Annotated in this window: 19 protein-coding genes; 4 read left to right on the forward strand and 15 right to left on the reverse strand. The window is 65.9% G+C overall.

Going from position 1 to position 25,445, the window contains the following annotated elements; translation table 11 throughout:
- Nucleotides 1-16: 16 nt before the first annotated feature.
- The 14 genes from FHY19_RS15685 to FHY19_RS15750 form a co-directional block, all read right to left on the reverse strand.
- Nucleotides 17-892, reverse strand: coding sequence for an HpcH/HpaI aldolase/citrate lyase family protein (locus tag FHY19_RS15685; protein WP_184406448.1), 876 nt, complete (start codon nucleotides 890-892; stop codon nucleotides 17-19).
- Entirely contained in the window at nucleotides 885-1,982 is a 1,098-nt protein-coding gene (locus FHY19_RS15690; RefSeq protein ID WP_259167127.1) for a cysteine protease StiP family protein, read from the reverse strand. The genes FHY19_RS15685 and FHY19_RS15690 overlap by 8 nt, the downstream gene beginning before the upstream one ends.
- Entirely contained in the window at nucleotides 1,979-2,734 is a 756-nt protein-coding gene (locus FHY19_RS15695; RefSeq protein WP_259167129.1) for a hypothetical protein, read from the reverse strand. The genes FHY19_RS15690 and FHY19_RS15695 overlap by 4 nt, the downstream gene beginning before the upstream one ends.
- Entirely contained in the window at nucleotides 2,735-3,904 is a 1,170-nt protein-coding gene (locus FHY19_RS15700; protein WP_259167130.1) for a phosphoribosyltransferase domain-containing protein, read from the reverse strand.
- The gene (locus FHY19_RS15705; RefSeq protein WP_259167132.1) at nucleotides 3,901-4,959 is read right to left on the reverse strand and encodes an ATP-grasp domain-containing protein; all 1,059 of its coding nucleotides are present in this window, start codon (nucleotides 4,957-4,959) and stop codon (nucleotides 3,901-3,903) included. Before FHY19_RS15705 ends, FHY19_RS15700 begins: the two co-directional genes overlap by 4 nt.
- 101 nt (nucleotides 4,960-5,060) lie before the next feature.
- A complete protein-coding gene (locus FHY19_RS15710; RefSeq protein ID WP_046963562.1) occupies nucleotides 5,061-5,642 on the reverse strand; it encodes a TerD family protein in 582 nt (193 codons plus the stop codon).
- Between the two features lie 125 nt (nucleotides 5,643-5,767).
- A complete protein-coding gene (locus FHY19_RS15715) occupies nucleotides 5,768-6,346 on the reverse strand; it encodes a TerD family protein (protein WP_259167135.1) in 579 nt (192 codons plus the stop codon).
- Between the two features lie 111 nt (nucleotides 6,347-6,457).
- Nucleotides 6,458-7,666 carry a TerD domain-containing protein gene (locus FHY19_RS15720; protein WP_259167136.1) on the reverse strand — a complete coding sequence of 403 codons (1,209 nt, stop codon included), beginning with the start codon at nucleotides 7,664-7,666 and terminating at the stop codon, nucleotides 6,458-6,460.
- Between the two features lie 97 nt (nucleotides 7,667-7,763).
- Complete coding sequence (locus FHY19_RS15725; protein ID WP_259167138.1) at nucleotides 7,764-9,296, reverse strand: kinase; 1,533 nt, start codon at nucleotides 9,294-9,296, stop codon at nucleotides 7,764-7,766.
- Nucleotides 9,293-10,930 (reverse strand): protein phosphatase 2C domain-containing protein, encoded by a 1,638-nt coding sequence (locus FHY19_RS15730; RefSeq protein WP_259167140.1) that lies wholly within the window; start codon nucleotides 10,928-10,930, stop codon nucleotides 9,293-9,295. Before FHY19_RS15730 ends, FHY19_RS15725 begins: the two co-directional genes overlap by 4 nt.
- A gap of 3 nt (nucleotides 10,931-10,933) precedes the next feature.
- Nucleotides 10,934-11,989 carry a TerY-C metal binding domain-containing protein gene (locus FHY19_RS15735; RefSeq protein WP_259167141.1) on the reverse strand — a complete coding sequence of 352 codons (1,056 nt, stop codon included), beginning with the start codon at nucleotides 11,987-11,989 and terminating at the stop codon, nucleotides 10,934-10,936.
- Nucleotides 11,990-12,037: 48 nt separating this feature from the next.
- The gene (locus tag FHY19_RS15740; protein WP_046963568.1) at nucleotides 12,038-12,673 is read right to left on the reverse strand and encodes a VWA domain-containing protein; all 636 of its coding nucleotides are present in this window, start codon (nucleotides 12,671-12,673) and stop codon (nucleotides 12,038-12,040) included.
- A gap of 178 nt (nucleotides 12,674-12,851) precedes the next feature.
- Nucleotides 12,852-13,889, reverse strand: a complete 1,038-nt coding sequence (locus FHY19_RS15745) for a DUF475 domain-containing protein (protein WP_259167142.1) — start codon at nucleotides 13,887-13,889, stop codon at nucleotides 12,852-12,854.
- Between the two features lie 334 nt (nucleotides 13,890-14,223).
- Nucleotides 14,224-16,917 (reverse strand): bifunctional acetate--CoA ligase family protein/GNAT family N-acetyltransferase, encoded by a 2,694-nt coding sequence (locus FHY19_RS15750; protein ID WP_259167143.1) that lies wholly within the window; start codon nucleotides 16,915-16,917, stop codon nucleotides 14,224-14,226.
- A 200-nt stretch (nucleotides 16,918-17,117) separates the two neighbouring features.
- Between FHY19_RS15750 and FHY19_RS15755 the strand changes: the two genes are divergently transcribed.
- From FHY19_RS15755 to FHY19_RS15765, 3 genes are all read left to right on the forward strand, one after another.
- Entirely contained in the window at nucleotides 17,118-17,903 is a 786-nt protein-coding gene (locus tag FHY19_RS15755) for a DUF4198 domain-containing protein (RefSeq protein ID WP_259167144.1), read from the forward strand.
- A gap of 140 nt (nucleotides 17,904-18,043) precedes the next feature.
- A complete protein-coding gene (locus FHY19_RS15760; protein ID WP_259167145.1) occupies nucleotides 18,044-18,943 on the forward strand; it encodes an EF-hand domain-containing protein in 900 nt (299 codons plus the stop codon).
- 142 nt (nucleotides 18,944-19,085) lie between these two features.
- Nucleotides 19,086-21,425, forward strand: a complete 2,340-nt coding sequence (locus tag FHY19_RS15765) for a TonB-dependent hemoglobin/transferrin/lactoferrin family receptor (protein ID WP_259167147.1) — start codon at nucleotides 19,086-19,088, stop codon at nucleotides 21,423-21,425.
- A 219-nt stretch (nucleotides 21,426-21,644) separates the two neighbouring features.
- Here FHY19_RS15765 and mgtE read toward each other — a convergent pair whose 3' ends face one another.
- Nucleotides 21,645-23,012, reverse strand: coding sequence for a magnesium transporter (gene mgtE / locus FHY19_RS15770; protein ID WP_259167149.1), 1,368 nt, complete (start codon nucleotides 23,010-23,012; stop codon nucleotides 21,645-21,647).
- 538 nt (nucleotides 23,013-23,550) lie between these two features.
- On the opposite strand from mgtE, the gene FHY19_RS15775 reads away from it, so the two are divergent.
- Nucleotides 23,551-25,362 carry a monovalent cation:proton antiporter-2 (CPA2) family protein gene (locus tag FHY19_RS15775; protein WP_259167150.1) on the forward strand — a complete coding sequence of 604 codons (1,812 nt, stop codon included), beginning with the start codon at nucleotides 23,551-23,553 and terminating at the stop codon, nucleotides 25,360-25,362.
- Nucleotides 25,363-25,445: the final 83 nt, after the last annotated feature.

Below are 25,445 nucleotides of genomic sequence, written 5' to 3' on the forward strand. Positions count from 1 at the left end.
GCTGCGACTCATTCGTTCAAAGCGCCACGATGGCCTGTCGCGCAATGATGGCCTGCGCCCAACGCGTGTGGACGGCCTTCTCGACCATGCCGCCGTTGGACTTGAAGACGGCCGTGGTGGCGCCGAGCACCTCGCGCGCAGCGCGCAGGTCTTCGTCGCTGACCCGCAGCCCGTCCTCGATCACGGGAATCTGCATCGGATGGATCGCGGTCTTACCGACCAGCCCCATCGCGGTATCGATGGCAAGTTCACGCCGCAATGTCTGCGGATCATCGAAGAAATCGTAGACCGGCGCGGTGAGCTGAAAGCCATACGGCCGGAATGCAAGGACAAGTTGCTGAATGACCAGGCCCACCGGCGTGTCGTAGATCGTGGTGCCGCGCACCCGCTTCATTGCCAGCATGCTCAGCAGATCGTTGCCGCCGATACGCACCGCCAGCACCCGCGAACTCAACGGGCTACCCTGCAGGCAGGCACGAATCTCGCGCTGCCCCAGCGGATCCATCGCCTGCGGCGTCTCCAGGGTCGGCATGATGCAGAAATCGTGATCGGCCAGCTGCCGCTCATAGGCGCCCAGCGTGTCGGTATCGATCTTGGGCAGCACGAACCCATGTACGCGATCGATGTCGTGCATCGCCAGCAGTTGCCCAAGCACTTCAGCATTGCGCGGGCGAATGAACCGCAGCGGGCCGTGCGACCGTGGCGGCAAGGTCGGCAAGGTGCGTCGGATGTGACTCATCGCATGCGGCAGGTCGGTGGACGACACCGCATCCTCGGTGCAAGCGATCAGCGAACGCGCCTGCGGAAACTGGCGCCCCGACAGCACTTCGGAAAGATTGTCGTTGGTCGCAGGCACGTACAGCGAGGCACCCAACCGATAGGCTTCAGACATGTCGCAGATCCTTGATGACCGCCGCCGCCTTCAATGGCAGGCTGGGAAGAATGTTTACGTCAATACCGCGGGTCTGCGCCAGCCACCGCAGATGAGCGGTATCGGAATCGTCGGGCTGCTGCAGGCAGAGCGCGCGCGGCGCGCGGCGCAGCATCGCCCGGGTGGTCTCGCCGATTCCCACTTTCAGGCAATGGGTGTCGCGCACCGCGAATGCGTCGCGCAGCTGCTGCAGGCTGTCGCTGCAACGCTGTGCGGCGGCAGCGCGTTGGCTGCGCTGGGTGTGCTGGTCAGCATGCGTGGGCGCGGGCAGCGCGGCGGCCGCTTCCAGCAATTGCGCCACAAACCACTGCGACATATCGCCCGTGCGCAGGTCCTGGTAGAACACGCAGCCGTGGAACTGGTCGGAGGCGATGCTGGCGTTGAGCACGGTGCGACTGACCAGGCCCGACACGGTCGCGTTGAGGATGGCCGACGGAATCAGATAGTCTTCGACGGAGCCATGCCCGGCGCTGCAGCCGGCAAGATCCACCAGCACGAACAGATCCGGCGAGACCTGCGTGCCCTGGGCCTGGTTGAACGCGGCAACCGAGGCGCGCAGCTCGGCGGTGATCGCGCCCTTGCCGGTCCAGCCATCGACAAAGACCAGCGATGCCGGATCGTATTGCGCGCACAGGTGGGCCAGCGCCACCGTATCGATCCCGCGGCCACGCAGGATCGAGATCGAGTAGTGCGGCACCTGCATGCCCCAGCGGCTGGCCAATACCTGCCGCAACGCCACCCCGACCGGCGTGCCGGCGCGCGCCAGCGATACCAGCACCGGACGCGCATACCGTTGCCGCACCGCGCTCGCCAGTTGCAGCAGGTCGTGCGCCATGGTGGGCAGATGACGCGCCACGGCACTGCGGAACAAGGCCAGATATTCCGGAGCTGGCAACTGCTCGGGCGTCAACATTTCCGAATAATGCGTGTGCCCGCCCTGGATCAGGCGTTCTTTTTCCTGCAGATCCGCCATCGGCGCGACGGCGATCTGGGTCAGCAGGAAGGTCACATCACCTGGCGCATAGCTGCCGGAGAACCCAAGCGATGTCATGCGTGCGGTCCGCCAACCAGACCGCGCACCTGCGCCCAGGCCTGCGACCCGGTGGGCACGATCGCCATATCGCACAGCGACAGGAACGGCAGATCTGTCACGCTGTCGCCTGCCCCTATGACGAACAGCTCGCCATGCTGCTGCCGTAGCCCTTCCAGCAGATACTGCACCGCCAATCGCTTGTCCACGCACGGTGGCAACACCGCCAGATTGCGTCCGTTGACGTGATGGGTATATCCCGGATGCTGCTCCACCCATGGCGCGATGACTTGATCGGAAATCCTGCGCACCGCCTGTTCGTCGCGCGAAGGCTCGCGCGCCACCAGATACGCCGGCTGCTGCGGCGCGCCGGCGATGCTGACCTCCAGCGCATCGCCGAACCGGTCCGACAAGGCCTGTTGCAGCTGCTGCAGAACCGGCAGCTGTGCCTGCATCTGGGTCTGGATCGTTGCTGCCCACACTGGGTCGATCTGCCGCTGCGCATTCACGATGGTGGCGCCATGGGCCACGATCGCCGGGCCGTGGAAAGGCAGCAGCACGCGCGCGAAAGTCTCGAGCGTGCGCGCCGTCACCGGCACCACCAGATCGGCCTGCCGCAGCCACTGTGCAAACAGGCGCTGGCGCGGCGAGGTGTAGCTCACCGCAGTGCCATCGACCAACAACGCCGCCGGCTCCAGCCCCTCTGACTGCGGCTGCTTGCGCAACGACGAAAACAGGGTGTCGTCCAGATCGACCAAGGCTACCTGGTACATCTAGGCCACCGCCTGCATCGGCGTGGTGACCCGCTGCTCGACCAGATCCACTTCGATGGCCTGCAGCTGCTGCACCAGTCGGTCAACGCAGGCGCGCTCGCGGCTTTCGTGCACCACGATCCGTACCACGTTCGGGGAGCGCGTCAGGTTATAGAGATAGTTGGGAATCCCCTCGCCATAGACGTCCTCCACCATGGCGATGTCGTCGATGGCACCGGCCTGCATCAGCGGCGAGCGCGTGGTCGATTGCACCACTACCGCATGACCAAGCGCTTCCAGCGCCTGCGCCAGCCGCTGCGCCGGATACATGCATTCGCCGGTACCGATCACCAAGACCGGACGCTGGTCCAGCGCCGCATTGCAAGCCTGCACCAGCACGTCCGGCAGCGCGATGGCGGCGACCAGGCCCAGCCGGGCGGTGTAGGCGCTGACGTGCTGCCGACGGCAAGTCACCGCAGCGTAGGCCACAGGCGCCGGTGCAAGCACCGCCGCTGGATCACGCTCGAAACGGTACGTGCCGGACCACAGCGAGATGGGCGCAACCTCGGCGATGCCCGGCAGCGCGGACAGCAACGCCTGCACCCGGCCTTCGGAAAAATCGGTCAGCACCACCGGATGCACCGTACGCAGGCGCGGGCACACTGCTCGCAAGGCGATTGCCAGGTTCAGGAAGGTCCGGCCCGAGGTTGCCTCGTCATCCACCAGCACTACCGTGCTCACCCGCTCGAGCGCCGCACGCAGCTCTGGCGACTCCGGCAGATAGAGGAACTGCTGGGTGGCATGGCTATGTTCTTCCTCGAACCGCAGCACCTGCGCGCCGTCGAGCGGGTAGCGGGTGGTCTGGAGCAACATCGCCCGGCTACCGACGCGTTGCAGGAACGCTTCGAACACCCCGTGACCAAGGCCGGTCGCGGTTTCGGCAAGCGCCACAAACAGGACCATCTCATCGGCCGGCACAGGAATCTGCGCCGCAAGCTCGGCCTGCACCTGCGCCATCGTGGACGGCGAGGCGGGCCAATGCTTACCCAGCACCTTGGAGACGAAGACGAAGCCGCGCTTGGGATTGCGGCGCGCCCCAATGCCACAGATCTCGCTCAGCGCTCGGGTATTGCCGGGCCGGCCGGCGCAGCGCAGCGTGCCGGTAGGCAAGGTGACCTGCAACGTGCTCATGCGTCGACCGCAACCTGCGGCATCACCGTGCCAGGCAAGGGATGCGCATCAGGCAGCTCCACCGCCAGCGAGATTTCGGTCACTCGAATGCCCAGGCGCGGCACAGGAACATGCACCGGCAATTCGGGAAAGATGCAGGCGCGGTACGCAACATGCGGAAGATTGATGCCGGACATGCAGCTCATGCCGATCCCGCCGGCCGCACGCGGATTGATCTCCAGCAACATCGGCGCACCAGCAATATCGTCCTTGAACTGCACGTTGATCAGACCGTTGGCGCCAAAACGCTTCACCATCGCAGTGGCAAAGCCCACCAGATCCGTGCGCATGGAAAGCTGCTGCACCTTGCTGTTGGGATCCTTCTGGCGCACCACGCACGCCAGCACCTCACCATCACGCGCGGCGATGTCCACGCTGTACTCCACACCCGGCAGATAGCGCATGACCAGATGCGGCTCAAACGCGGGCAGGCGCTGCATGCGCTCCATCCATTCCTGCGGGCTACAGGCATAGGTGCTCGGCTCGATCCCGTCCACCAGTCGATAGAAGCCCTTGCCGTACACCGACACGGTGGGTTTGACGCACACCGCCCCATCCGCGCTCAGCTGCTCGATTGCCTCAACCGCCTCCGCCAGCGTGGTTGCATAGCGGTACTCCGGTAGCGGCACCAACCCTTCCACTGCCGCGTAGACCCACTGCTTGTGATGCAGGTTGGGAAGGATGTCCGCAGGCGCCGCATGCACAATGTGGCAGCCCAGCGCCGCGAACTCGGCGCGGTGGCTGGTGAGCAGGCTCTGCTCGTAACCGGGCACCAGGTGGGTGATCTGCAGCTGTTGCACCACTTGATAGCACCACTGCAGATAGTCGGCCTGGCTCAGGCCCGCAGGTTCGAGCAAGGCATGGTCGGCACGGGCAAAGCCACGGAAGTTCTCCTGCCGATGGGAGACGCATGCCCAGATCGGCAGTGGCTCGGCCTCGCCACGCAGATGATCGATGATGCGCGCAATGGTCGCGTAGTGCCGGTTGAACCAGACGCGTGCGTGGGGAAGTGACATACGGATACTCGAAAGATCAAACGCGGCCCCGCGCATGGTGCCGACCGATAAGGACGGCGCCGCAGGCGCGGCAGCCGTCCTGAGTGTTTAAAGCTGGATGTTTACAGCTGGCCGTTGATGACCGGCAGCATGTCGTGGAACGTCCGGCCGGAACAGGACTCGCCGATGGCATGCAGCTTCCAGTCGTTTTCATGGCGATACAACTTGGCCATCAGCTGGGCGGTGTGATTGCCCTGGCACGACAGGTTGTAGCGTGCGACCTCCTTGTTGCCATTGGCATCCACCAGGCGGCAGAAGGCGTTTTCGATTTCCGCAAAACTCTGGCCGGTGAAGCTATTAACGATGAACACCAGGCTCTTGATTCCGGTCGGAATCTTGTCCAGCTGCACGACGATCTGCTCGTCGTCACCATCGCCATCACCGGTGCGGTTGTCGCCAGTATGTCGAACGCTGCCGTCACGCGAGTTCAATTGCTGGAACCAGATCTGGTCGACCAGCTGATTGGCATCGTTGAACATCAGGCACGAGGCGTCCAGATCGATCGACTGGTCACGCTGGCCAAACCCGAAAAACCCCTTGGTCTTCTTTGCATCCCAACCCAGCCCCATGACCACCTTGGTCAGTTGTGCGCCGGCTTCCTTGCTCAGCGAGATACGCTGTCCCTTGCTCAAACTAACGCTCATTGCAGTCTCCTTGAGTCATCACCGAGACGGCCCGGTGTGAAGGTGGCCGCGCGAATCTGCATTCGCGCGGCCACCGATGATCCATCTCCGTGGCAGCTGCGTCGACGCAGCTGCCCATGCCGTAATCAGCCGATATTGACGCCGTACTGTGCAGCCAGCGGACCCAGGCCGCCCTTGAAGCCCTGGCCAACCGCACGGAACTTCCAGTCAGTGCCATTGCGGTACAGTTCGCCGAAGATCATCGCCGTTTCGGTGGAGCCGTCTTCGGTCAGGTCGTAGCGCGCCAATTCCTTGTTGTCGGCCTTGTTGACGACGCGGATGTACGCGTTGCCCACCATGCCGAACGACTGGCGACGGCTTTCGGCCTCATGGATGGTGACGGCAAAAGCCACTTTGTCGACAGCGGCGGGGACGCCGTTGAGCGCCACGGCGATCTGCTCGTCATCGCCTTCGCCGGCGCCGGAGCGGTTGTCGCCCTGATGCACGACCGAACCGTCTGCGGAGGTCTTGTTGTTGTAGAAGATGAAGCTGCTGTCGTCCGGCACCTTGCCGTCCGGCTTGAGCAGGAACGCGCTGGCATCCAGGTCGAATTCGCTGCCGTCGGTGGCACGCGGATCCCAACCCAGACCCACAACGACCTCGCTCAGGCCAGGTGCTTCCTTGCTGAGATTGACATTACCGCCCTTGGAAAGACTGACGCCCATACTGCACTCCTTTAGATTGTTGCGGGTAAGAATCGGAACCTTGCGGTTCCCGGGAAACGCGATTGATCGTATGCCGGCGCATGACAGCGCCCGCTGGACACGGCACGCAGGCTATTTGCGAGCGGCTCTCCACTCAAATCCAAAGCCGAACCGCATGTCCATGGTGTCGTGCCCGGTGAAATAGTCCACCTGTTTGGTTGCACGGATGGCGCCGTTGCTGTTTTCCAGCATGGCGATGGCACACATGCCGTCGCGATTGTTCGGGCTGTCCAGGCGTGCCTCCAGCTCAGGCTGGCCCGGCGTGCGGATGGTCACCACGCCGTTGGCATTGGACCAGTTGGGAACGCCCTCGTAGATGAAGGCGAAGATCAGCACGCGCTTGATCCGCGCCCACTCGTCGCCGTTGAGGTGCAGGAATTCGCCCTGACCGGAGCTGCCGCTGCGATCGTCGCCCATCAGTTTGACGTAAGGCAGCTGCACCAGGCTGCCGAAACTCCCCCCCAGCGCCTGGACGACGGTCTTGTTGCCGTCCTGCAGTTCCACCATGGCGCCCAGGTCCAGATCGATGGCGCGCGAGAACATCCCGCCACCGCGGCTCCAGCGCAGGTTGACCACGATCTCGCCGAATTTGCCGGAGGCCTTCTCCAGCGCGACCGGCTTGGACTTTTCCAGAACGATCTTGGACAGGTTCACCGACGGCGGCGGTGGCGGTGCAGCAGGCGGTGGCGGTGCAGGAACTGGCGGCGGCGGAACGGCAGGGATCGCCGGCGGCACCGGCGGCGTGGCCGTGGTCGCGTCCGGATCGTCATCCACAGCCACGCCGAAATGCTTGGCCAGCGGGCCGAGCCCGCCGGTAAATCCTTGTCCCACCGCGCGCAGCTTCCACTGACCGTTGCGCCGGTAGACCTCGGCAAGGATCAATGCGGTCTCTGCCATGCCAACCAGCGGCGGGGCGAAGCTGCAGGTCTGGTTGCCGGCGGTCACGGCCAACGTCAGCTGCTGCAGCTGCCCGAAGCGCTGCGCCCGGCGCAGACCCTGATCAATGGTGATCGCAACAGCCACCCGCTCGACCTGCGCCGGCAACGCAGACAGCTGCATGCCGACCCGCCGCGCATTGGCATCGACAGTGACGGCGCCGGCCTGAAAGCTGGGCTGCCCATAGAACACGAATGCACTGTCATCGAGGACCTGGCCCTGGGCGCCCAGCACGAAGGCACTGACATCCAGATCCATGCCGGAAGGCACGCCAGCGACCGTGACCTGCGCATCAAGCCGATCGCCCTCCAGGGCTATGTTTTGTCCGATCTGTAGAGTCGTCACTGCCCCTGTCCCTGGCTTGGCCCATCTGCGCTGCACGGCGGCGTTGGCGCAACCGGCCTGCGATCAGCAGGTCGAAAGATTGACCTGCCCCGCAGGTCTAGTCAACCGCAACGGCGCCGCTCGCTGCATCGGGCAACACCAGTTGCACATGGACCAGACGCCCGCCCTCGGCACGCGACAGCAACAGCTGACGTCCCTGGCTCAGCTCGACTTTTTCACCGATCCGCACCGATGCGCCGGCGGTGGCGTCGTAGAGCTCGGGCATCGCCTCGTTGACCAGATACCAGTGGCCCTCGTGCAACACGAAATAGCCCACCCGTCGCCGCTGCTCGACGGCCAGCTTCTCATTGGGTGCGACATGGCGATTGACGTGCCAGGGAAACAGCGACTGCCCCGTATACACCACCAGGCGATGATTTTCCGGCCGAAACTGTCCCGGCGTATGCGTGGAGAAATACAGGTCCAGCACCGGCAGCGCATTGGGATACGGCGTTGCGCAGAACGGGCAGCGCGGCCGCGACGTATTGTCGAAGACGTACCACCCTTGCTCGCAGCGGACATTGCTGCATGGCTGCAGCAGATCGACGGTACGTACCAGCGCATTCTCCCACTCCAAGGCCTGCGGCCGCTGCTGCGGATCATGCAGCCCTGCGGTAAACACGCGCAGAAACAGCGGCGCCAGGTAGGGGCCGGTCAACGTATACGGCCGCGTGGTGGTATCGGCCCAGGGCAGTTCGCTGCTGCGCACATCACTCAAACGCACGCGATTGGACCCATCGAGCGGATCCTCCACAAACAGCGCCCGTTCGCCCATCGCCAGCTCTTCGTCGCGCGTGGCATCCGGGTCGTGCATCTTGCCTCCACGCAATGGATGGCGATACAGCAGGTACATGTAGATCAGGGTGGCCAGCGCATGGAGGTCGGTCTGGATACACGGCAGGCGACGCTGCGAGTCGTGCTTGGGCAGGCTGGCGGTGGCCACGACCTCCGGCGCGATGAAGTCCGGTGTGCCGACCACGTCCGGCGGATACTTCCCCGGTACCACCAGTCCATCGATATCGATGATGCAGGCGTTGCCGCCGACAGGGTCGACCAACACGTTCTTGTAGGACAGGTCCGAATGCGCCAGGCCGGCCATATGCAGGCGGCGGACGGCGCGCGCGATCAGCAGGCAGATGCGCAGATGGCTGGCCCAGTTACCCAGCTCGCGCGGGTCCAGGTACTTGCTGCGGTTATTGGCGGAGGCAAACCATTTGCCTTCCTTCTCGCGCCCAGCGATCTGCAGCACGTCGCCATTGCGCGAGCCATGTTCGAAAAAGAAGTGCCGCGCATACATTGGTGCGACCAGGCCAAAGCGGCCGTTCCATTCCAGGGTGCGTTGCGGCCAGCAGAACATGCCGCTCCAGTACTCGCCGCCCACCTGATTGAAGATGCCGTCGCGGAAGCGGCCAGCAATGTTGGCGATGCGCTCGCGCACATTGGCATCGGGGGGCTGGCGAAAGAACAGCACCACATAGCTGCCATCCACGCTGAAATAGCAGTCCTTCAACCCGCCGCTGCCACGCAGCTGATCGTAGAACTCGACCGTACTTCCATCGTGGGCACTGGTGTGGACGATGGCAGCGGTCATGGTGCGCGCTCGGTCTGGATCATCAGCAAAGTGCGATCGTCGTGCTCGCCCGGATACCAGAAGCCCAGATAGTCCACCAGCACCTCCGGCAGGGCCGCGATGTCCTGCACGGCGGATAGCGGCGGCGCGATATCGGTCTGCCACCAGTGCTGCCACTGCACCGGGTCCTGCAAGGCGCGCTCGGTGCCGAACTTGGGGTCAGACACGCCATCGCTCATCAGGATCACCTTGGCGCCGGCAGGCAGCCATACACAGCGCAGGCGCCCCTGTACGGCCGCCTGCGGATCGCCGGCCAACGCATCGGAAAGGAAGAACCTGGTTTGACCGGAGTATTCGCCGGCGTCGGCATGCCCGAGCAACTGCACCTGGCCGGTGGCAGCGTCGTAGGCCGCCGCGGCTCCATCGCCGATCCAGTAGCTGAGCACCAGCAGCTGCTCGCCGCAGGGCCGCACGGCAGTCAGCATCAACGTCGAGGCCAGTGCACTTTCATCCACGCCAAGCAGGGTGGCGTGCTGGACCAGGGCCTGGCTGGCCGAGACCAGGCTGGCGCACACGGCCTGCAACAGACGTGGTTGCACCCTGGGCAGGACCTCGGCGTGCTGCGGCCACTGCAGCGCCTGGCTGCGCGCCCAGCATTCGATGCCATCCATGTGCGCCGCCAGCGTGGTGACGGCATGCCGCGTCAGCAGCTCCGAGCCGCGTCGCGACAGCGGCGCCGACCCGGCGCCGTCTGCAACCGCGCAGACCAGCCAGCGTGCATCTTGGTCGGTGGCAATGGCGAAATCGTCTTCGCGGAAACTGGCCGCATTTGCGTGTGACCGCCCACGCACACTGGCAGCGACCACCTGCGCACCGGCAATCTGCGCGTGCGCCGTTGCGGTATGCGGTTTACGCAGGCCCAAGGCCGCGTCCGGCTCACGCTGTTTCCACAGCACGCGCGGGTCGGGATTGACCAGCAAGCTGGCCACGCCGGCATGGACTGGAGCGCCCCCTGCCGCATCGACCGGCACGAACCGCGCGACAAAATGCATTTCTTCACCGGTCGCCGCGGCTGTGCTCGGCACACCGGACAGGACGCCGTCCGCTGCGTCGAAGCGCAAGCCGCTTCCCTGAAGGCCATCGACCGCCATCAGGCGATACTGAAGCTGGGGCCGCTGCGGATCGCTGACTGGCGTGGCCTGGGCGCGATACGGCGTACCCGCGGTGGCGTTGGCAAATCGCCAACGCAGCGCCGTTGCTGTGGGCGCGGTGGTGGCGGGAGCCACGAAGAGCGCATCGACCGCCCCCCCCGAAGCGGACACCGGTCCTGCAGGAGCATCCCTAGCCAGCGTGATCGATTCGACCTGGGACTGCCCGCCTTGACCCGGTACCGCTGCAATCTGCGCCTCGGCTGTCGCGGAAGGAGCGGGCGGCGGCGTGGATGCCAATGCAGCCGCAAGCGGCGGCGCCAGGCGCAAGGCGGTGGCGTCGAGCCAATGCAGCAACTCCAGCACCGGCGCTTCCTGCAGCAGCTGCCGGAGCAGGGCCGGTTCCGGCGCAACGCCGTGCTGACCGAGGTAGCTGCCAAGCACCTCGGCCAGAGCGGCCTGCGCCTGCACGTGCGCCGGCGGCGCCGGTGGTGGCAATGGCGACATCAGCTAGCCCCGCGCACGCGAGATTTCGACCGACTCCCCATCGGCGAAACAGCCGAAGTAGGCGCGTTGCTGGCACCATGGGCAGGTCTGCTCTCCTTCCCCGGCAACGCAGAACGTATTGCCGCAGGAACACATCGCAAATCCGATCCGGTTACCGCAATGCGGGCAACTTGGCGTGCCGAAGATCTGATCCGACTCCACCGTAGCGAAGTTGGGTGCCTCTGAAGACATCTCGAAATAGCTGTTCTTGACCGGATAGCAGCCCACCAGCCGATACGTGGTGGCGCTGAGTTGCGCGCTGCCGACATCGAAGGATTGATGCATCGGCTCGTAGCGCGAGATATACGGCAATTCGCTACGTTGGCACTTGGACACGAAGTACGCGTTGGACTCGTCGACGCGCTCCATCGGCTTGTCCAGATTGAGCTTCTTCAGAATCGACACGTCGGCGTCCGGTAGCTGCTCTTCCTTGGTCACATCACCCACGCTACGGCTACGCGCCTGTACCGATTGCGTGACCCAGGCGATGAAGCGCTGGAACGCACCGTCGCTGCTGTCATCGAGCGTCAGCACCTTATCGGCATCGGTGAACTGGCTGAGCACTCCCAGGTCGGCATTGCGCCCGATCGAGACCGCAACCAATGAGACGCGGCTGGCGTAGTGCTGCTGCCAGCGGGACAGGGCCGGCGCGATATCGTCGGTTGGCTTTCCATCGGTGATCAGGAAGGCGATCGGCTTCCAGTCGCCCTTGCGCTCAGGGGTATTGCGGTACACCGAGGCATCCACCTCGTCCATCAGATAGTTCATTGCCCTGCCTAGCGAGGTTCCGCCGCCCGCCGGCAGGCTGGGCACGACCACGCTCGTCAGTTCGGTCAGCGGAAGCAACCGGCGCACTTGGCCGGCGAAGGCGATGATCGAAATCCACGCGGTTTCCAGCGCGTGCGGATCGGTCCGTAACGTCGCCACGATATGCGACAGGCCTTCTTCGAGCCGATATAGGTTTTCCCCGATCATTGACTCGGAGACGTCGAGCAGGAAATAGATCGGAAGGCGACGCATCTCAGACTCCGCAACGAAGACAGCGATTCAAGAACGCGGCAACCGCAGTTACAGCACCAACTGGATTTCGCTCGGCGGCGGCGGCAGCGCCGTGCCCTCCGGGGTGCCTTGGCTCCGGCTGCCACCGCTGACCGCTGCGGACACCCACTTGAAGAAGCTGGTGAACGACGCGCTGTCCAGCGTATCCAGCGCAAACACATTAGCGGTGAACATGGACAGGTAAGTCGACTTGGCCTTGGGACCTGCCGCGCAAGCGATGATGTTGGCAAAGTTGCGCTTGCGCAGTTCGGGAATCTGCTCTTCGAACACTTGCAGATCGGTAGGACTGCCATCGGTCATCACGAACAGCAACGGTGCCCAATCGCCCTTGGCATCTTCACTGGAACGACGCACTTCCAGATCCACACGCTCGCAGACATGCTCCAGCGCCTTGCCGAGCATGGTGGGACCAGAATCGGGGGTTGTGATCTCCGGCAATTGCAGCTGGTCCAGTGGCGTCAGCGGCAGGATGGTCTTGACGTCCGCATCGAAGGTCATCAGGCAGATGTGCACGCTCTCCAGGGCCGATGGATCCTGCCGCAGCGATGTCACCAGGGCACGCAGCCCGACATTGACCGCAGCGATCGGCTCGCCGCGCATGGATCCGGAAGTATCGAGTAGCAAGTAGACTGGCAAACGACGCATGACTTCACCTGATAAGAGGAAATGCGGGAAAGAGGCCGGCTCATCGTGCAGGCACTTTGGCCAGACAGGTAGCCGGCGCAGCGCGCCGCGCCGGTGCCGGCCAGTCCGGCGTGGCGCGACGCTGTGGACATGGCCGCACCAGCGTCGCTCCCTGCCGAAAACAGCGAACGACAGTCGGCTATGCGTTGTCGCCAGCAGGGTACCGCTTGCGGTAGCGGATCGAGGACCACACCGAGGCCGCGATGAAGGCCACGCCGATCAGGCCGGTCAGCACTTCCGGTACATGGTGCACCGTGCCGATGAGCATGATGATCGCCAGCACGCCGATGGCGTAATGCGCGCCGTGCTCCAGGAACACGAATTCGTCCAGCGTGCCCTTGTGCACAAGATAGACCGTCATCGAGCGCACGAACATCGCGCCGATTGCCAGGCCCAGCATGATGATCACCACGTCGCGGGTGATCGCAAACGCGCCGATGACCCCGTCGAACGAGAAAGAGGCATCCAGCACTTCCAGATACAGGAACGCGGCCACGCCCGAGCGCTTGGCGACGCTGACACCGCCCTCATCCTCCTCGGACTCGAACAGCGCATCCACGCTATCGACCAGCAGGTACAGCAGGATGCCGCCCATACCGGCGAACAGCACGCTCTGGAAGATGTCCTGCGGCAGGAACAGCTTAGTCCCCAACAGCACGGCGACCGCGACGATCACGGACATGGCATCGGCCTTGCCCAGCTTGCCGACCAGGCGTTCCACCGGCCCCAGCCAGTGCAGCTCGCGATCACGATCGAACAGGAAGTTGAGGAACACCAGCAGCAGGAACATGCCGCCGAAAGCCGCAATCGAAGGGTAATGGTCGGTCAGCACCTGGCTGTATTTTTCCGGCTCGTTGAGCGCAAGATCGATCACCGGCATCAAGCCCATGCCGGTCGCCACCGACACGATCACGATCGGGAACACCAATCGCATGCCGAACACGGCGATCAGGATACCGACGGTCAAAAACAGCTTCCGCCAGAATTCGCTCATGTGCTTGAGCACGCCGGCGTTGACCACCGCATTGTCGAAGGACAGCGAGACCTCGAGCACGCTCAGGACCGCGCATAGCCACAACGCCTGCCATACCCCCATGCTGGAGTTATGGCCCCACCACGCCGCGGCACCCAGACAAAGTGCGGTAATGACGAACGACATTCTGAAATCACGAAACATTGAAACTCCCGACAGTGCTGAGACTAAAACGAGCGGTCACGACCTTGGCACGTAGGCAATGCCTACGCGTTTCGAGACGAAGCGAACAAAAAGGGGAATGCCACGTACCACTGCGTCGCGCCTGCCCACTGGCTTGATCCGCCCGTGGTGTGGCAAATCGCACTCCGGTGACGCGTGCGCATCTGGCACTGCGGCAGGGCTGAGGAGCGTCGGCCGATCATCGCCTTCCAACATGACATCGTCCATGAAATCGGAATCGGCTGCGGGTGGAATCCCGTGCAGCGAGAGTCTACGGCCATTCACAGCCCAGTACCAGCGAGGCCCTGCCTGCGCCTCAGCCGGCCACCGGCAGTGTCACCGCCATCAGGGTCGCATCGTCCGGATCCGGGCGGACCCCGAAGCCCAGGCTCTGGCACATCGCCAGCATGGTGCGGTTCTCGCGCAGCACCTGGCCTTCGATCTGCTTCAGGCCCAGCCAGCGCGCGTACTCGATCATGATGCGCATCAGCTGCCAGCCGATGCCGTGGCCCTTGAGGTCGGAGCGGATCAGGATGCCGTACTCGCCGCGCGCGTAGTCGGCGTCGGCATGCAGGCGCACCGCGCCGAGCATGTCGCCGGTCTTGGGGTCGATGGCCACCAACGCGATCGAGCGCGCGTAGTCCAGCTGGGTCAGGCGGGCGATGAATTCGTGGCTGAAATGCTTGACCGACTGGAAGAAGCGCAGCCGCAGGTCTTCGTCTGTGACCCGCGCGAAGAACGCGCGGAACAGCGCATCGTCTTCCGGGCGGACCGGGCGTACCAGCGCATGGGTACCGTCGCCGAGTGCGATCTGGCGTTCCCATTCCTTCGGATACGGGAAAATCGCAAAGCGCGGATGGCCGCGGCCCTTGTGCAGCCTGCGCAGCGGCGACACCGCCACGCGCGCGTCCAGCGCGATCACGCCATCGCGGTCGGCCAGCAGCGGGTTGATGTCCAGCTCGGTGATTTCCGGGATGTCGGCGGCCAGCTGCGCCAGCTTGACCAGCACCAGCGCCACCGCGCGCTCGTCGGCCGCCGGCACGTCGCGGTAGGCCTTGAGGATGCGCGAGACCCGGGTGCGGCCGATCAGCTCGTGGGCCAGCCGCAGGTCCAGCGGCGGCAACGCCAGCTCGCGGTCGTTGATCACTTCCACTGCCGTGCCGCCACGACCGAACACGATCGCCGGGCCGAACACCGGGTCGTCGGCGATCCCGGCGATCAGTTCGCGCGCCTTTTGCCGCAGCACGGTGGGCTGCACGATCACCCCTTCGATCAGCGCAGTGGGGTGCGCGGCGCGCGCACGCGCCAGGATGCCGGTCGCCGCTTCGCGCACCGCCGCCACGCTGGACAGGTTCAGGCGCACGCCATCCACGTCGGACTTGTGCGCGATGTCGCTGGACAACACCTTCAAGGTCACCGTGCGGCCGACAGCCAATAACGGGTCGGCCAGCAAGGCGGCCTCGTTGGCGGTGGCGGCCACCTGCAGCGGCACGATCGGGATGCCGTAGGCGGCCAGCAGCCGGTTGGTGGCGACCGGGTCCAGCCAGCGCCGGCCGGCGGCCAGGGCGTCGTCGACCACGGTGCGGGCGATGGCCGCATCCACCACGAAATCTTCCGGCAGGCTGGGCGGGGTTTCCATCAACGCTGCCTGCGCCTCGCGGTAGCGCACCAGGTGGGTGAAGCCGCGCACCGCATCCGACTCGGTTGCATAGGTGGGCACGCGCGCGGCATTGAGCGCGGCGATTGCCGCATCGTCCTGGCCCAGCCACACCGCAAACACCGGCTTTTCGCGCTGGTAGCGGTCGCGTTGGTCCAGCGCGCGGGTCAGCGCCTTGGCCGCATCGGCCGAGGAGGTGAACGCGGTGGGCACGTTGACCACCAGCAGCGCGTCGTTCTCCGGGTCGTCCAGCAAGGCTTCGATCGCGGCGGCATACCGCGGCCCATCGGCATCGACGATGATGTCCACCGGATTGCTGCGCGACCATCCTTGCGGCAACGACTGGTCCAGCCGCTCCAGGGTCTTGGCCGACAACTCGGCCAGGGTGCCGCCGCGCAGCACCAGCTGGTCGACCGCCAGCTGCCCCACCCCACCGCCATTGCTGAGGATGGCCAGCCGCCGGCCGGGAAAACTGCCGAGCCGGCCCAGCGTTTCGGCGGCGGCAAACAGCTCGTCCAGCGCGCCCACCCGCAGCAGGCCGGCACGTGCGAATGCCGCGCCATACACCGCGTCCGAGCCGGCCAGCGCCTGCGCATGCGTATCGGCATTGGGATTGATGCGGAACTGGCGGCCCGACTTGACCACCACCACCGGCTTTGCACGCGCGGCGGCGCGGGCGGCCGACATGAACTTGCGCGCATCGCCGATGCGTTCGACGTACAGCAGGATGGCGCGGGTGCGGTAGTCGGTGGCGAAGTAGTCGAGTAGGTCGCCGAAATCCACATCCAGCGTATCGCCCAGCGACACCACCGCCGAGAATCCCACCGAGCGCGCCACGCCCCATTCCACCAGCGCGGCGGCAATCGCGCTGGATTCGGAAATCAATGCCAGGTCGCCGGCCTGCGGGCAATGCGCGGCGATGCTGGCATTGAGCCGCGCATGCGGGGCGATCACGCCCAGGCAGTGCGGGCCGAGGATGCGCATGCCCTTTGCCCGCGCGGCCGCCTCCATGCGCGCGGCCGGCGAGCCGGGGCCGCTGCCCAGCCCGGCGGTGAGGATGATCGCCGCGGCCACCCCGCGCCGCGCGGCGATGGAGACGATGCGCGGCACGATGCGCGCCGGCGCGGTGATCACCACCAGGTCCGGCACCCAGGGCAGATCGGTCAGCCGCGCCACCGTGCGCACGCCGTCGATCTCGCTGTAGCGCGGGCTCACCCAGCCGATCTGCCCGGGAAACCCGGCCGCGCGCAGATTGCGCACCACCGCCCGCCCGGCCGAGCGATCGCGCGGGCTGCCGCCCACCACCGCCACGGTAGTGGGACGAAAGACCTGCTGCAGGTGGTAGGTACTCATGGCAAAAAGAAACAGCGGGGGAGCGGACACGGTACACGTCGGCCCGAGCCGACGTCATCGACCCGGCAACGCAAGAAAAGCGACCACGCACATCCTATTGTTGTGAACGATTCCCATTTTCGTTAATATTGCGTGGTCAGCCAGCTCCCTGCGCCGCCCCGCGCCCATGCCGCCAGCGACTCATTCGGAACAGGGCTCCCATGAAATTACTGACACTGTCGGCGCTGCTGCTTGCAGCCTCCGCTTCTGCGCACACGCCTTATCTGGCACCGAACACCTTTGCTCCCCAGCCCGGCCAGACGGTAACGCTGGATGCGGCCTTCGCCGAGACTTTCTTCGTCCCGGAAGCGGCCTTCGACCAGAGCCAATTCAGCATCACCGGGCCCGACGGCCGCGATGTCGAACCGACCCGGGTGCAGGCGCTCGACACCCGCACCGTGCTCGAACATACCCTGGGCAAACAGCCCGGCACCTACCGGGTCAGCAGCGGCCTGCGCGTGGGGGCGCAGTTCCGTACCTGGGAGCTGGGCGGCAAGCGCGAGACCGTGCGCGACCCGAAGGTAGCCATGCCCAAGGGCGCCACGTTGGTTGCCAGCTTCCAGTCGCGCACCCTGGCGGAAACCTATCTGACTGTCGGCAAACCCGATCGCAGCGCGCTGGCGCCGCGCAACCAGGGTCTGGAACTGGTGCCGGTCTCGCATCCCAACGACTTGTATGTGGGCGAGAGCTTCGTCTTTACGGTGCAGTACGACGGCGTGCCGCTGGCCAGGCAGACCGTGGACATCAGCGAGGCAGTGTGGACCTCCGATCGCAAGCCGACAGTGGTCAGCGTGACCACCGACGCGGCGGGCCGCGCAACCTTGAAGCTGGACCGCGCCGGCACCTGGCTGGCGCTGACCCGTCACCGCACACCGGCCCCGGCCGACGCGCCGGTGCGCGAGTACAGCAACAGCACCACGCTTACTTTCCAGGTACTAGAACAATAGCGTTGCGCAACCGCTACCGCGGTTGCATCGCCCTGGCAGCATGACACCACCGGCGCGGCCATCCGCCCGGCACCGCACTCCGCCTGCAGGCCCAGCCCACGCCACGGCCCGGCACCGTTTCTCCCATCAAGAGGCAATCCATGAACACTGGCTCCCTGGCCGGCGCGTGCCTGTGCGCGCTGCTGCTTCCTGCTACTGCATTCGCCCAATCCGCGCCGCGCCCGCTGCTCGGCGGGCATGGCAACAACGTGCAGGCCTTCATCGCCCAGCATGACGAAGTCGGCGACGGCCGCATCACCGCCGCCGACTTCGCGGCCTTCCGCCGCACCCGCTTCGACGCCACCGACCGCAACCACGACGGCACGGTCGACGAGGACGAATACGTGGGTGAGTTTCGCGAGCGCCGCCAGCGTGCGCTGGAGCAGGAACGCAGCGCACAGGCCGCACAAGGCAAGACCCGCTTTGCGGCACTGGATACCGATGGCAACGGGCAGGTGTCGCGTGCCGAATTCGACGCGGCCGGTGCGCAGGACTGGGCGCGCGGACAGGCAGCCGTGTCGGCCGCTGCAAAGGCTGCATCGGGCGACACAACGGCCGCCTTCGACCGCGATGGCGGCCGCCCCGGCATGCCCGACAGCGGCTCGGCCGAGGGCTTCCTCGCGCTGTACGACGAGAACGGCGACGGCAAGGTGGGCGAGGCGGAATACGCAGACCTGCGCAAAGCGCAGTTTGCCGGCGCCGATAGCGACCACAACGGTGCGCTTTCGCTGGACGAGTACAGAGTCGAATTCGAGGACCGCCTCAACCGCCGCCTCACCGCGCTCGAACTGGCCGACGACCGCCAGGTGCATGTGCGCTTCACCGTGCTCGACACCGACAAGGACCAGCGCATGAGCTTCGCCGAATACCAGGCCTCTGGCCTGCGCACCTTCGCCCGCGTCGACCGCAATCACGACGGCGTGGTCGATGCCGGCGACGCCGCGTTGCCTGCTCCTGTAACCGTAACTGCGCCGGCCGCCACGCCGGCTCGCGCCGACTGACTTTCCTGCCGCGGGCTTCGCTGCCCGCAGCGCCCGGCCCGCCACTGGCGGGCCCCACCCAGCCACGCGGCCGTCCCCTGCCGCCCACAGCCAGGTCCGCGCCCTCCGGCGCCCATTCCTCCTCCTGACTGTGGACTCCACGATGAACTCGACACCGACCCTGCTGGCCCTGGCGATCGCCGCCGGCCTGGCCTTCCCGCTGCATGCCGAACAGGCACCCGCCGATGCCACCACCTTCGACCCGGTCGAAGTGAAGGCCGCGCGCGACAAGCGCGCCTCCAGCAACCAGAACGTCACCACCCTCGACACCGCGCAGCTGCAGCAGGAACAGGCCGAGAGCATGGAGGACCTGGTGCGCTACATTCCCGGCGTGAGCATCGCCGACATGGGCCGCTTCGGCGAAAACGGCTTCAACATCCGCGGCCTGGAAGGCGACCGCGTGGCGATGACCATCGATGGCCTGTCGATGGCCGAGGGCGTGGAGACCGCGCGCGACTACGAGTTCTTCCGCGCCGGCCGCGGCGGCGTGGATGTGGATTCGCTCAAGAGCGTGGACATCGTCAAGGGCGCCGACTCCATCAGTGCCGGCAGCGGCGCGCTCGGCGGCGCGGTGGTGTTCACCACCAAGGATCCCTACGACTACCTCAAGGCGCAGGGCAACGACAGCCATGTCGGCCTGAAGACCGGCTACACCGGCCACAACGACCAATGGCTGGGCAACCTCACCGTCGCCAACCGCAGCGGCATCGTCGAATCGATGCTGAGCTATACCCGCCGCGAGGGCCACGAGTCGGAGGGCTGGTACTCCAGCACCGAGATCGACACCGGCAGCGCGCGGCGCACGCCCGACCCGATCGACAGCGAAAGCGACAACGTGCTGGCCAAGCTCGACGTGGTGCCGAACGCACAGCACCGCTTCGGCGTGGTGTACGAGCGCAACCGCGCGCAGAACCGGGTCGACAACCTGAGCCGCGTCAGCGCGCCCAGCTACGCCGAACGCATCGGCGAGGACAGCAACGACCGTGACCGCTACGGCCTGCGCTACATCTGGAACGCGAACAACGCGTTGTTCGACACGCTCGAGGCGCAGTTGGACCGCCAGCAGACCGAAAGCCGTGGCACCACCCGCATCCTCACCCAGAGCGGCAGCTCGAGCACACCGGCCACCGCCGCCACCACGCGCTGCACGGTGGCGCTGCCGTGCCACCGGGCCGAGGACCGCGACACCGAGCAGACCCTGGACCGCCTCGCGGTCGACTTCGACAAGCTGGTGCATGGCAACGGCTGGTCGCAAGCGCTGTTGTACGGGACGGCCTGGCAGCGCCGCAGCATCGACTTCAGCGCGATCGACTACCGCTGGAACAACGCCGGCACGCTGGACACCGCCACCATCGACCCGGCGCAGGTGCCCAAGACCGATGCCGACAGCTGGAGCGTGTACCTGCGCGACCGCATCGGCCTGCTCGACGACCGCCTGCAGCTGACCCTGGGTGCGCGCTACGACCATTACCGCTACGCGCCGACGCTGTCGTCCACCTTCACCGATGTCACCGGCACGGTGCGCGAGGTGACCTTCGCCGCACCGACCTGGCAGGCCGGCATCAGCTACGCCTTCACCCCGCAGCAGACGCTATGGTTCCAGGCCGGGCGCGGCTTCCGTGCACCGACCACCGCCGAGATGTACGCCCCGACCAGCATCACCGCACTGACCCGGCTGGACACCGGCGCCACCGTCAACGTGCCGACGGTGGCCGCCAATCCCGCGCTGGAGGCCGAGCGCAGCCTCAACCTGGAACTGGGCTGGCGCTGGGAGAGCGAGTGGGCGCGCGTGGGCCTGTCGGTGTTCCGCGACCGCTACGACGACTTCATCCAGAGCGAGACCGTCATCGCCAACGCCGGCACGCTCTACCAGACCTGTACCCGCGGCGTGTGCAGCACGCGCAACGGCTACGCCTACACCACGCTGCTCAATGTCGGCCAGGTCGAGGTCAAGGGCGTGGAACTGGATGCGCAGTTCAAGCTCGGCGATGCCTGGCTGCTGCGCGCGGCATGGACCCACAACCAGGGCGAACTGGAAGATGGCCGCCCGCTGGACAGCATCAATCCGGATCGCGGCGTGCTCGGCCTGAGCTGGCAGGGCCTGGACGAGCGCCTGCGCATCACCGCCAACATCACCCACGCGCTGGCCAAGAAGACCAAGGACGTCACTGTCGAGAACGACATCTTCGGCGCTGCGGCCGAGCCGTTCCTCAGCGAGGCCTACAGCGTGGTGGACCTGTTCGGCAGCTACCGCTTCAACGCGCACGTGCGCGTCAATCTCGGCGTCTACAACCTGTTCGACGAGCGCTATTACCAGTGGGCGCGCATCCGCAATATCACCCGCGGCGATTTCTATCTGTACGGCTATGCCACCGACGACGGCATCGGCCGCTACAGCGAACCGGGACGCAACCTGCGTGCCACGCTGTATGTGACCTTCTGACACGATCGCCGCTGCGCATCGCTGCATGGCCTGCTGTGCAGCGATGCGCGGTGAACCAGGCACTACGGCCTGAGCCTGCACCTGCCGCGCTACGCCGGGTGCCGGTCCGCGGCGTCAGCCATCTGGCCAAAGGTGCTGCAACACATGCGGCACCTCGATCATCGCAGTCCTCATCCAGGGCATGGCGGGGCGCAACTTCCGCGCGCCCCGCCCGCTGCGCTACAACAAGGTGCCGCTGAGGATCGCCGCAGCAATGCTGAAATAGATCACCAACCCGGTGACATCCACCAAGGTCGCCACGAACGGCGCCGAGGCACTGGCCGGGTCGAAGCCGAGCCGTTGCAGCACGAATGGCAGCATCGAGCCGGAGAGCGAGCCGAAGGTGACGATGCCGATCAGCGCCGCGCCGATGGTCAGCGCCACCATCTGCCAGTGCGGGCCGTAGTCGTACAGGCCGGCGGTCTGCCAGATGGTGATGCGCACGATCGCCAGGATGCCCAGGATGGTGCCCAGGGTGAGCCCGGTCGGCAGCTCGCGCAGCGCCACCTTCCACCAGTCGCCCAGACGCAGTTCGCGCAGCGCCAGCGAGCGGATCAGCAGCGAGGTGGCCTGCGAGCCGGAGTTGCCGCCCGAGCTCATGATCAACGGAATGAACAAGGTCAGCACCACTGCCTTGGACAACTCGTCCTCGAAGTGCTGCATCGCACTGGCGGTGAGCATTTCGCCCAGGAACAGCACGCTCAACCAGCCGGCGCGCTTCCTGATCATCTGTCCGAAGCCGATCTGCATGTAGGGCTTGTCCAGCGCTTCCATGCCGCCGAACTTGTGCACGTCTTCGGTGGATTCGGCGATCAATGCGTCGAGCACGTCGTCCACGGTGACGATGCCGAGCACATGGCCATGCGCATCCACCACCGGGATCGCCAGCAGGTCGTGGCGGCGGATCAGGCGCGCGACTTCTTCCTGATCCAGTGCCGGGTCCACCGTGACCGGCGGGTTGACCTGCGCCACCTCCAGGATCGGCGCATCCGGCGCGCCGGTGATCAGCCGGCGCATGGTGACCACCTGCTGCAGCACGCGGGTCTGCGGGTCGAGCAGATAGATGGCGTAGACGGTCTCGCGGCTGCGCTCCACTTCGCGGATGTGCTGCAAGGTGCGGCCCACTGTCCAGTCGGCAGGCACCGCCACGAATTCAGTGGTCATCAGCGCGCCGGCGGTGTTGGGCGGATAGCGCATCAGCGCCTGGATCGACAACCGCGCTTCGGCACTGAGCAGCCACAGCAGCGGCTGGCGCTGATCGGCATCCAGACCATGGAAGATGTCGGTGGCGCGGTCGTCGGCCATCTGCCCGAGCAAGGATGCGGCCTGCTCGGCCGGCAGCAGCGCGACCAGCGCGCTGGCGGCGTGCAGCTCGGGCTGTTCGAGCACTTTCACCGCACGCGGCTGCGGCAGCGCGGCCAGCACCTGTGCGGCGGCGTCGCGGTCGAGGGTGTTGAGGTATTCCACCGCATCGGCCGTGTTGAAGTCGGCCATGGGTGCGATCAAGGCATCGACGCCTTGGACAAGGCGCAGGGTTTCGTTGTACATGGTGGTTCGCCTGGTGACGACCGTCGTCGATGACAGCCGGCGAACCTGAGCCTCAGGCGCGCGCCAGCTGGGTCATCGACCCGGGTCTAGGGTGACTGTCGCTGGACATGGGTAAGGGCTCCGAAAGGTGCGCACCGACCGGTGATCCGGGCGGCAGCGCGGCGCAGTCTGCGCGCCTGCGCCCGCCTGGTCAATGCCCTGCGCAGGCCATGCTCAGCGGGCGTCCAGGCGGACGCCACGGCGCAGGCTCTGGCATGCCGGCAACGACTGCATCGCACACGATGACCGGCCGCCTGCCACCCACCCAGACGTTGTGTCATTGCCCGCAACGGTGGCTTGCATGCACGCGTGCATGCCCGGCGATGCGGCTCGCTGATGTGGAACGACGTGGTGAATCTGTGCCAGCGACGCGATGCTGCCGGCTTGCACCACCGACGCAGAGCACACCGCCAATCCACACCGTTGCACGCAGCGCACGCCGATCCGGGCCGGCAGCTGCACGCCGGCGGCATAATGCGCACCTCAACGGAGAACGTACATGCATAGCGGCGGTCTGGAACTGGCTCTGGTGCTGATGCTGGCCGCCATCGTGGCGGTGCCGGTCTTCAAGCGCTTCGGCCTGGGCGCGGTGCTGGCCTATCTGGTCGCCGGCGTGGTGCTGGGCCCGGATGGCGTGGGCGTGGTGCAGGACGCCGAGCGCATCAGCGGCGCGGCCGAGATCGGCGTGGTGATGCTGCTGTTCGTGATTGGCCTGGAGCTCTCCCCGGCCCGCCTGAAGGTGATGCGCCACTCGGTGTTCGGCGCCGGCGCCACCCAGGTGGTGGTGACTGCCACGATCCTGGGCGGACTGCTGATGCTGGGCAACCTGGGCTGGAAAACCGCGCTCATCGTTGGCGTGGCGCTGGCGTTGTCGTCCACTGCGGTGGGCCTGCAGCTGCTGGCCGAGCGCAAGGCGCTGGGCAGCGACTACGGGCGCCTGGCCTTCGCCATCCTGCTGTTTCAGGATCTGATCGCGATCCCGTTGCTGGCGGCCATTCCACTGCTCGGTGGCAGCAAGAACGCCACCCTCGCCTGGCCGGATGTGGCCAAGGCGATGGCCGCGCTGGCCCTGGTGATCCTGTTCGGGCGCTTCGTGCTGCGCCACCTGTTCAACATGGTGGCGCGCACGCGCATGCCGGAGGTGTTCACCGCCAGCGCGTTGCTGGTGGTGCTGGGCACCGCCTGGATCATGCAGGAAGCCGGGCTGAGCGCCAGCCTGGGCGCCTTCATCGCCGGCGTGCTGCTGGCCGATTCGGAATTCCGCCACGAACTCGAATCGCAGATCGAACCGTTCGAAGGTTTGCTGCTGGGCCTGTTCTTCATTTCGGTGGGCATGGGCATCGACCTCAATCGCGTGGCTGCCGAGCCGGGATTGATCGCCGCTGGCGTTGCGATCTTGCTGGTGGTGAAGTTCTCGCTGCTGGTCGGCATCGGCAGCGTCGCCAAACTGCCGCTACGCAGCAGCCTGATGCTGGGCAGCGTGTTGTGGCTGGGTGGCGAATTCGCGTTCGTTGTGTTCAACGAAGCCGATCGCGTCGGCCTGCTGGACCCGGCCAATCATGACCGCCTGGTGGCCATCGTCGGCGTGTCGATGGCGTTGACGCCCGTGTTGCTGCTCGGCATGCAGCGCCTGCTCAACGGACCGCTGCGGGTGCAGGCGCCCAAGTCCGAGCGCCCCTTCGACACCATCGATGCGCAGTCGCCGCAGGTGCTGATCGCGGGCGTGGGCCGTTTTGGCCAGGTGGTGGCACGCCTGCTCACCTCGCGCCACGTGCCGTTCGTGGCGCTGGAGCACAATCCCGACACGGTGGCAGATATCCGCCGCTTCGGCGGCGAACTGTATTACGGCGACCCGACCCGGCCGGAGCTGCTGCGCGCCGCCGGTGCCGACCGCATCAAGGTTTTCGTGATCACGTTGGACGACCCGGAAACCAACATCAAGACGGTACGCATGATCCGCCGCCTTTACCCGCAAGCCACCGTGCTGGCGCGTGCGCGCAACCGCCAACATGCCTGGAAACTGATGGACCTGGGCGCCGAACCGTTCCGCGAAGTCTTCGCCACCAGCCTGGAACTGGGCGGGCGCGTGCTGACCTCGCTCGGTGTGGCCGATACGCTTGCACGCGAACACGTCGAGCGCTTCCGCAAGCACGACGAAGACCTGATGCGCGCCCAGCACCTGGTCTACGACGACGAGGCCAAGGTGATCCAGACCTCGCGCGACGCGCGCGAAGACCTGATGAATCTGTTTGAAGCCGACGTCAAGGCGGATGTGGAAGGGGAGCCCGCGCCCACCACGCAGGATCGCTGAGCTTTTCGTAAGAGCGTGCCTGCGCGTGACCAAGCGTTACCGATAAAACCCGTCGCGCGCGAGCAAGCTCCGATGTGGATGTC

Origin of the sequence: Xanthomonas sp. 4461 (assembly GCF_024806475.1) — a bacterium.
GTDB classification, from domain to species: Bacteria; Pseudomonadota; Gammaproteobacteria; order Xanthomonadales; family Xanthomonadaceae; genus Xanthomonas; species Xanthomonas arboricola_F.

What these genes read in the sequence shown, in the direction of transcription:
- FHY19_RS15685 (WP_184406448.1), bottom strand. Translation starts at nt 892, where the DNA reads ATGTCTGAAGCCTATCGGTTGGGTGCCTCGCTGTACGTGCCTGCGACC.
- FHY19_RS15690 (WP_259167127.1), bottom strand. Translation starts at nt 1,982, where the DNA reads ATGACATCGCTTGGGTTCTCCGGCAGCTATGCGCCAGGTGATGTGACC.
- FHY19_RS15695 (WP_259167129.1), bottom strand. Translation starts at nt 2,734, where the DNA reads ATGTACCAGGTAGCCTTGGTCGATCTGGACGACACCCTGTTTTCGTCG.
- FHY19_RS15700 (WP_259167130.1), bottom strand. Translation starts at nt 3,904, where the DNA reads ATGAGCACGTTGCAGGTCACCTTGCCTACCGGCACGCTGCGCTGCGCC.
- FHY19_RS15705 (WP_259167132.1), bottom strand. Translation starts at nt 4,959, where the DNA reads ATGTCACTTCCCCACGCACGCGTCTGGTTCAACCGGCACTACGCGACC.
- FHY19_RS15710 (WP_046963562.1), bottom strand. Translation starts at nt 5,642, where the DNA reads ATGAGCGTTAGTTTGAGCAAGGGACAGCGTATCTCGCTGAGCAAGGAA.
- FHY19_RS15715 (WP_259167135.1), bottom strand. Translation starts at nt 6,346, where the DNA reads ATGGGCGTCAGTCTTTCCAAGGGCGGTAATGTCAATCTCAGCAAGGAA.
- FHY19_RS15725 (WP_259167138.1), bottom strand. Translation starts at nt 9,296, where the DNA reads ATGACCGCTGCCATCGTCCACACCAGTGCCCACGATGGAAGTACGGTC.
- FHY19_RS15730 (WP_259167140.1), bottom strand. Translation starts at nt 10,930, where the DNA reads ATGTCGCCATTGCCACCACCGGCGCCGCCGGCGCACGTGCAGGCGCAG.
- FHY19_RS15735 (WP_259167141.1), bottom strand. Translation starts at nt 11,989, where the DNA reads ATGCGTCGCCTTCCGATCTATTTCCTGCTCGACGTCTCCGAGTCAATG.
- FHY19_RS15740 (WP_046963568.1), bottom strand. Translation starts at nt 12,673, where the DNA reads ATGCGTCGTTTGCCAGTCTACTTGCTACTCGATACTTCCGGATCCATG.
- FHY19_RS15745 (WP_259167142.1), bottom strand. Translation starts at nt 13,889, where the DNA reads ATGTTTCGTGATTTCAGAATGTCGTTCGTCATTACCGCACTTTGTCTG.
- FHY19_RS15750 (WP_259167143.1), bottom strand. Translation starts at nt 16,917, where the DNA reads ATGAGTACCTACCACCTGCAGCAGGTCTTTCGTCCCACTACCGTGGCG.
- FHY19_RS15755 (WP_259167144.1), top strand. Translation starts at nt 17,118, where the DNA reads ATGAAATTACTGACACTGTCGGCGCTGCTGCTTGCAGCCTCCGCTTCT.
- FHY19_RS15760 (WP_259167145.1), top strand. Translation starts at nt 18,044, where the DNA reads ATGAACACTGGCTCCCTGGCCGGCGCGTGCCTGTGCGCGCTGCTGCTT.
- FHY19_RS15765 (WP_259167147.1), top strand. Translation starts at nt 19,086, where the DNA reads ATGAACTCGACACCGACCCTGCTGGCCCTGGCGATCGCCGCCGGCCTG.
- mgtE (WP_259167149.1), bottom strand. Translation starts at nt 23,012, where the DNA reads ATGTACAACGAAACCCTGCGCCTTGTCCAAGGCGTCGATGCCTTGATC.
- FHY19_RS15775 (WP_259167150.1), top strand. Translation starts at nt 23,551, where the DNA reads ATGCATAGCGGCGGTCTGGAACTGGCTCTGGTGCTGATGCTGGCCGCC.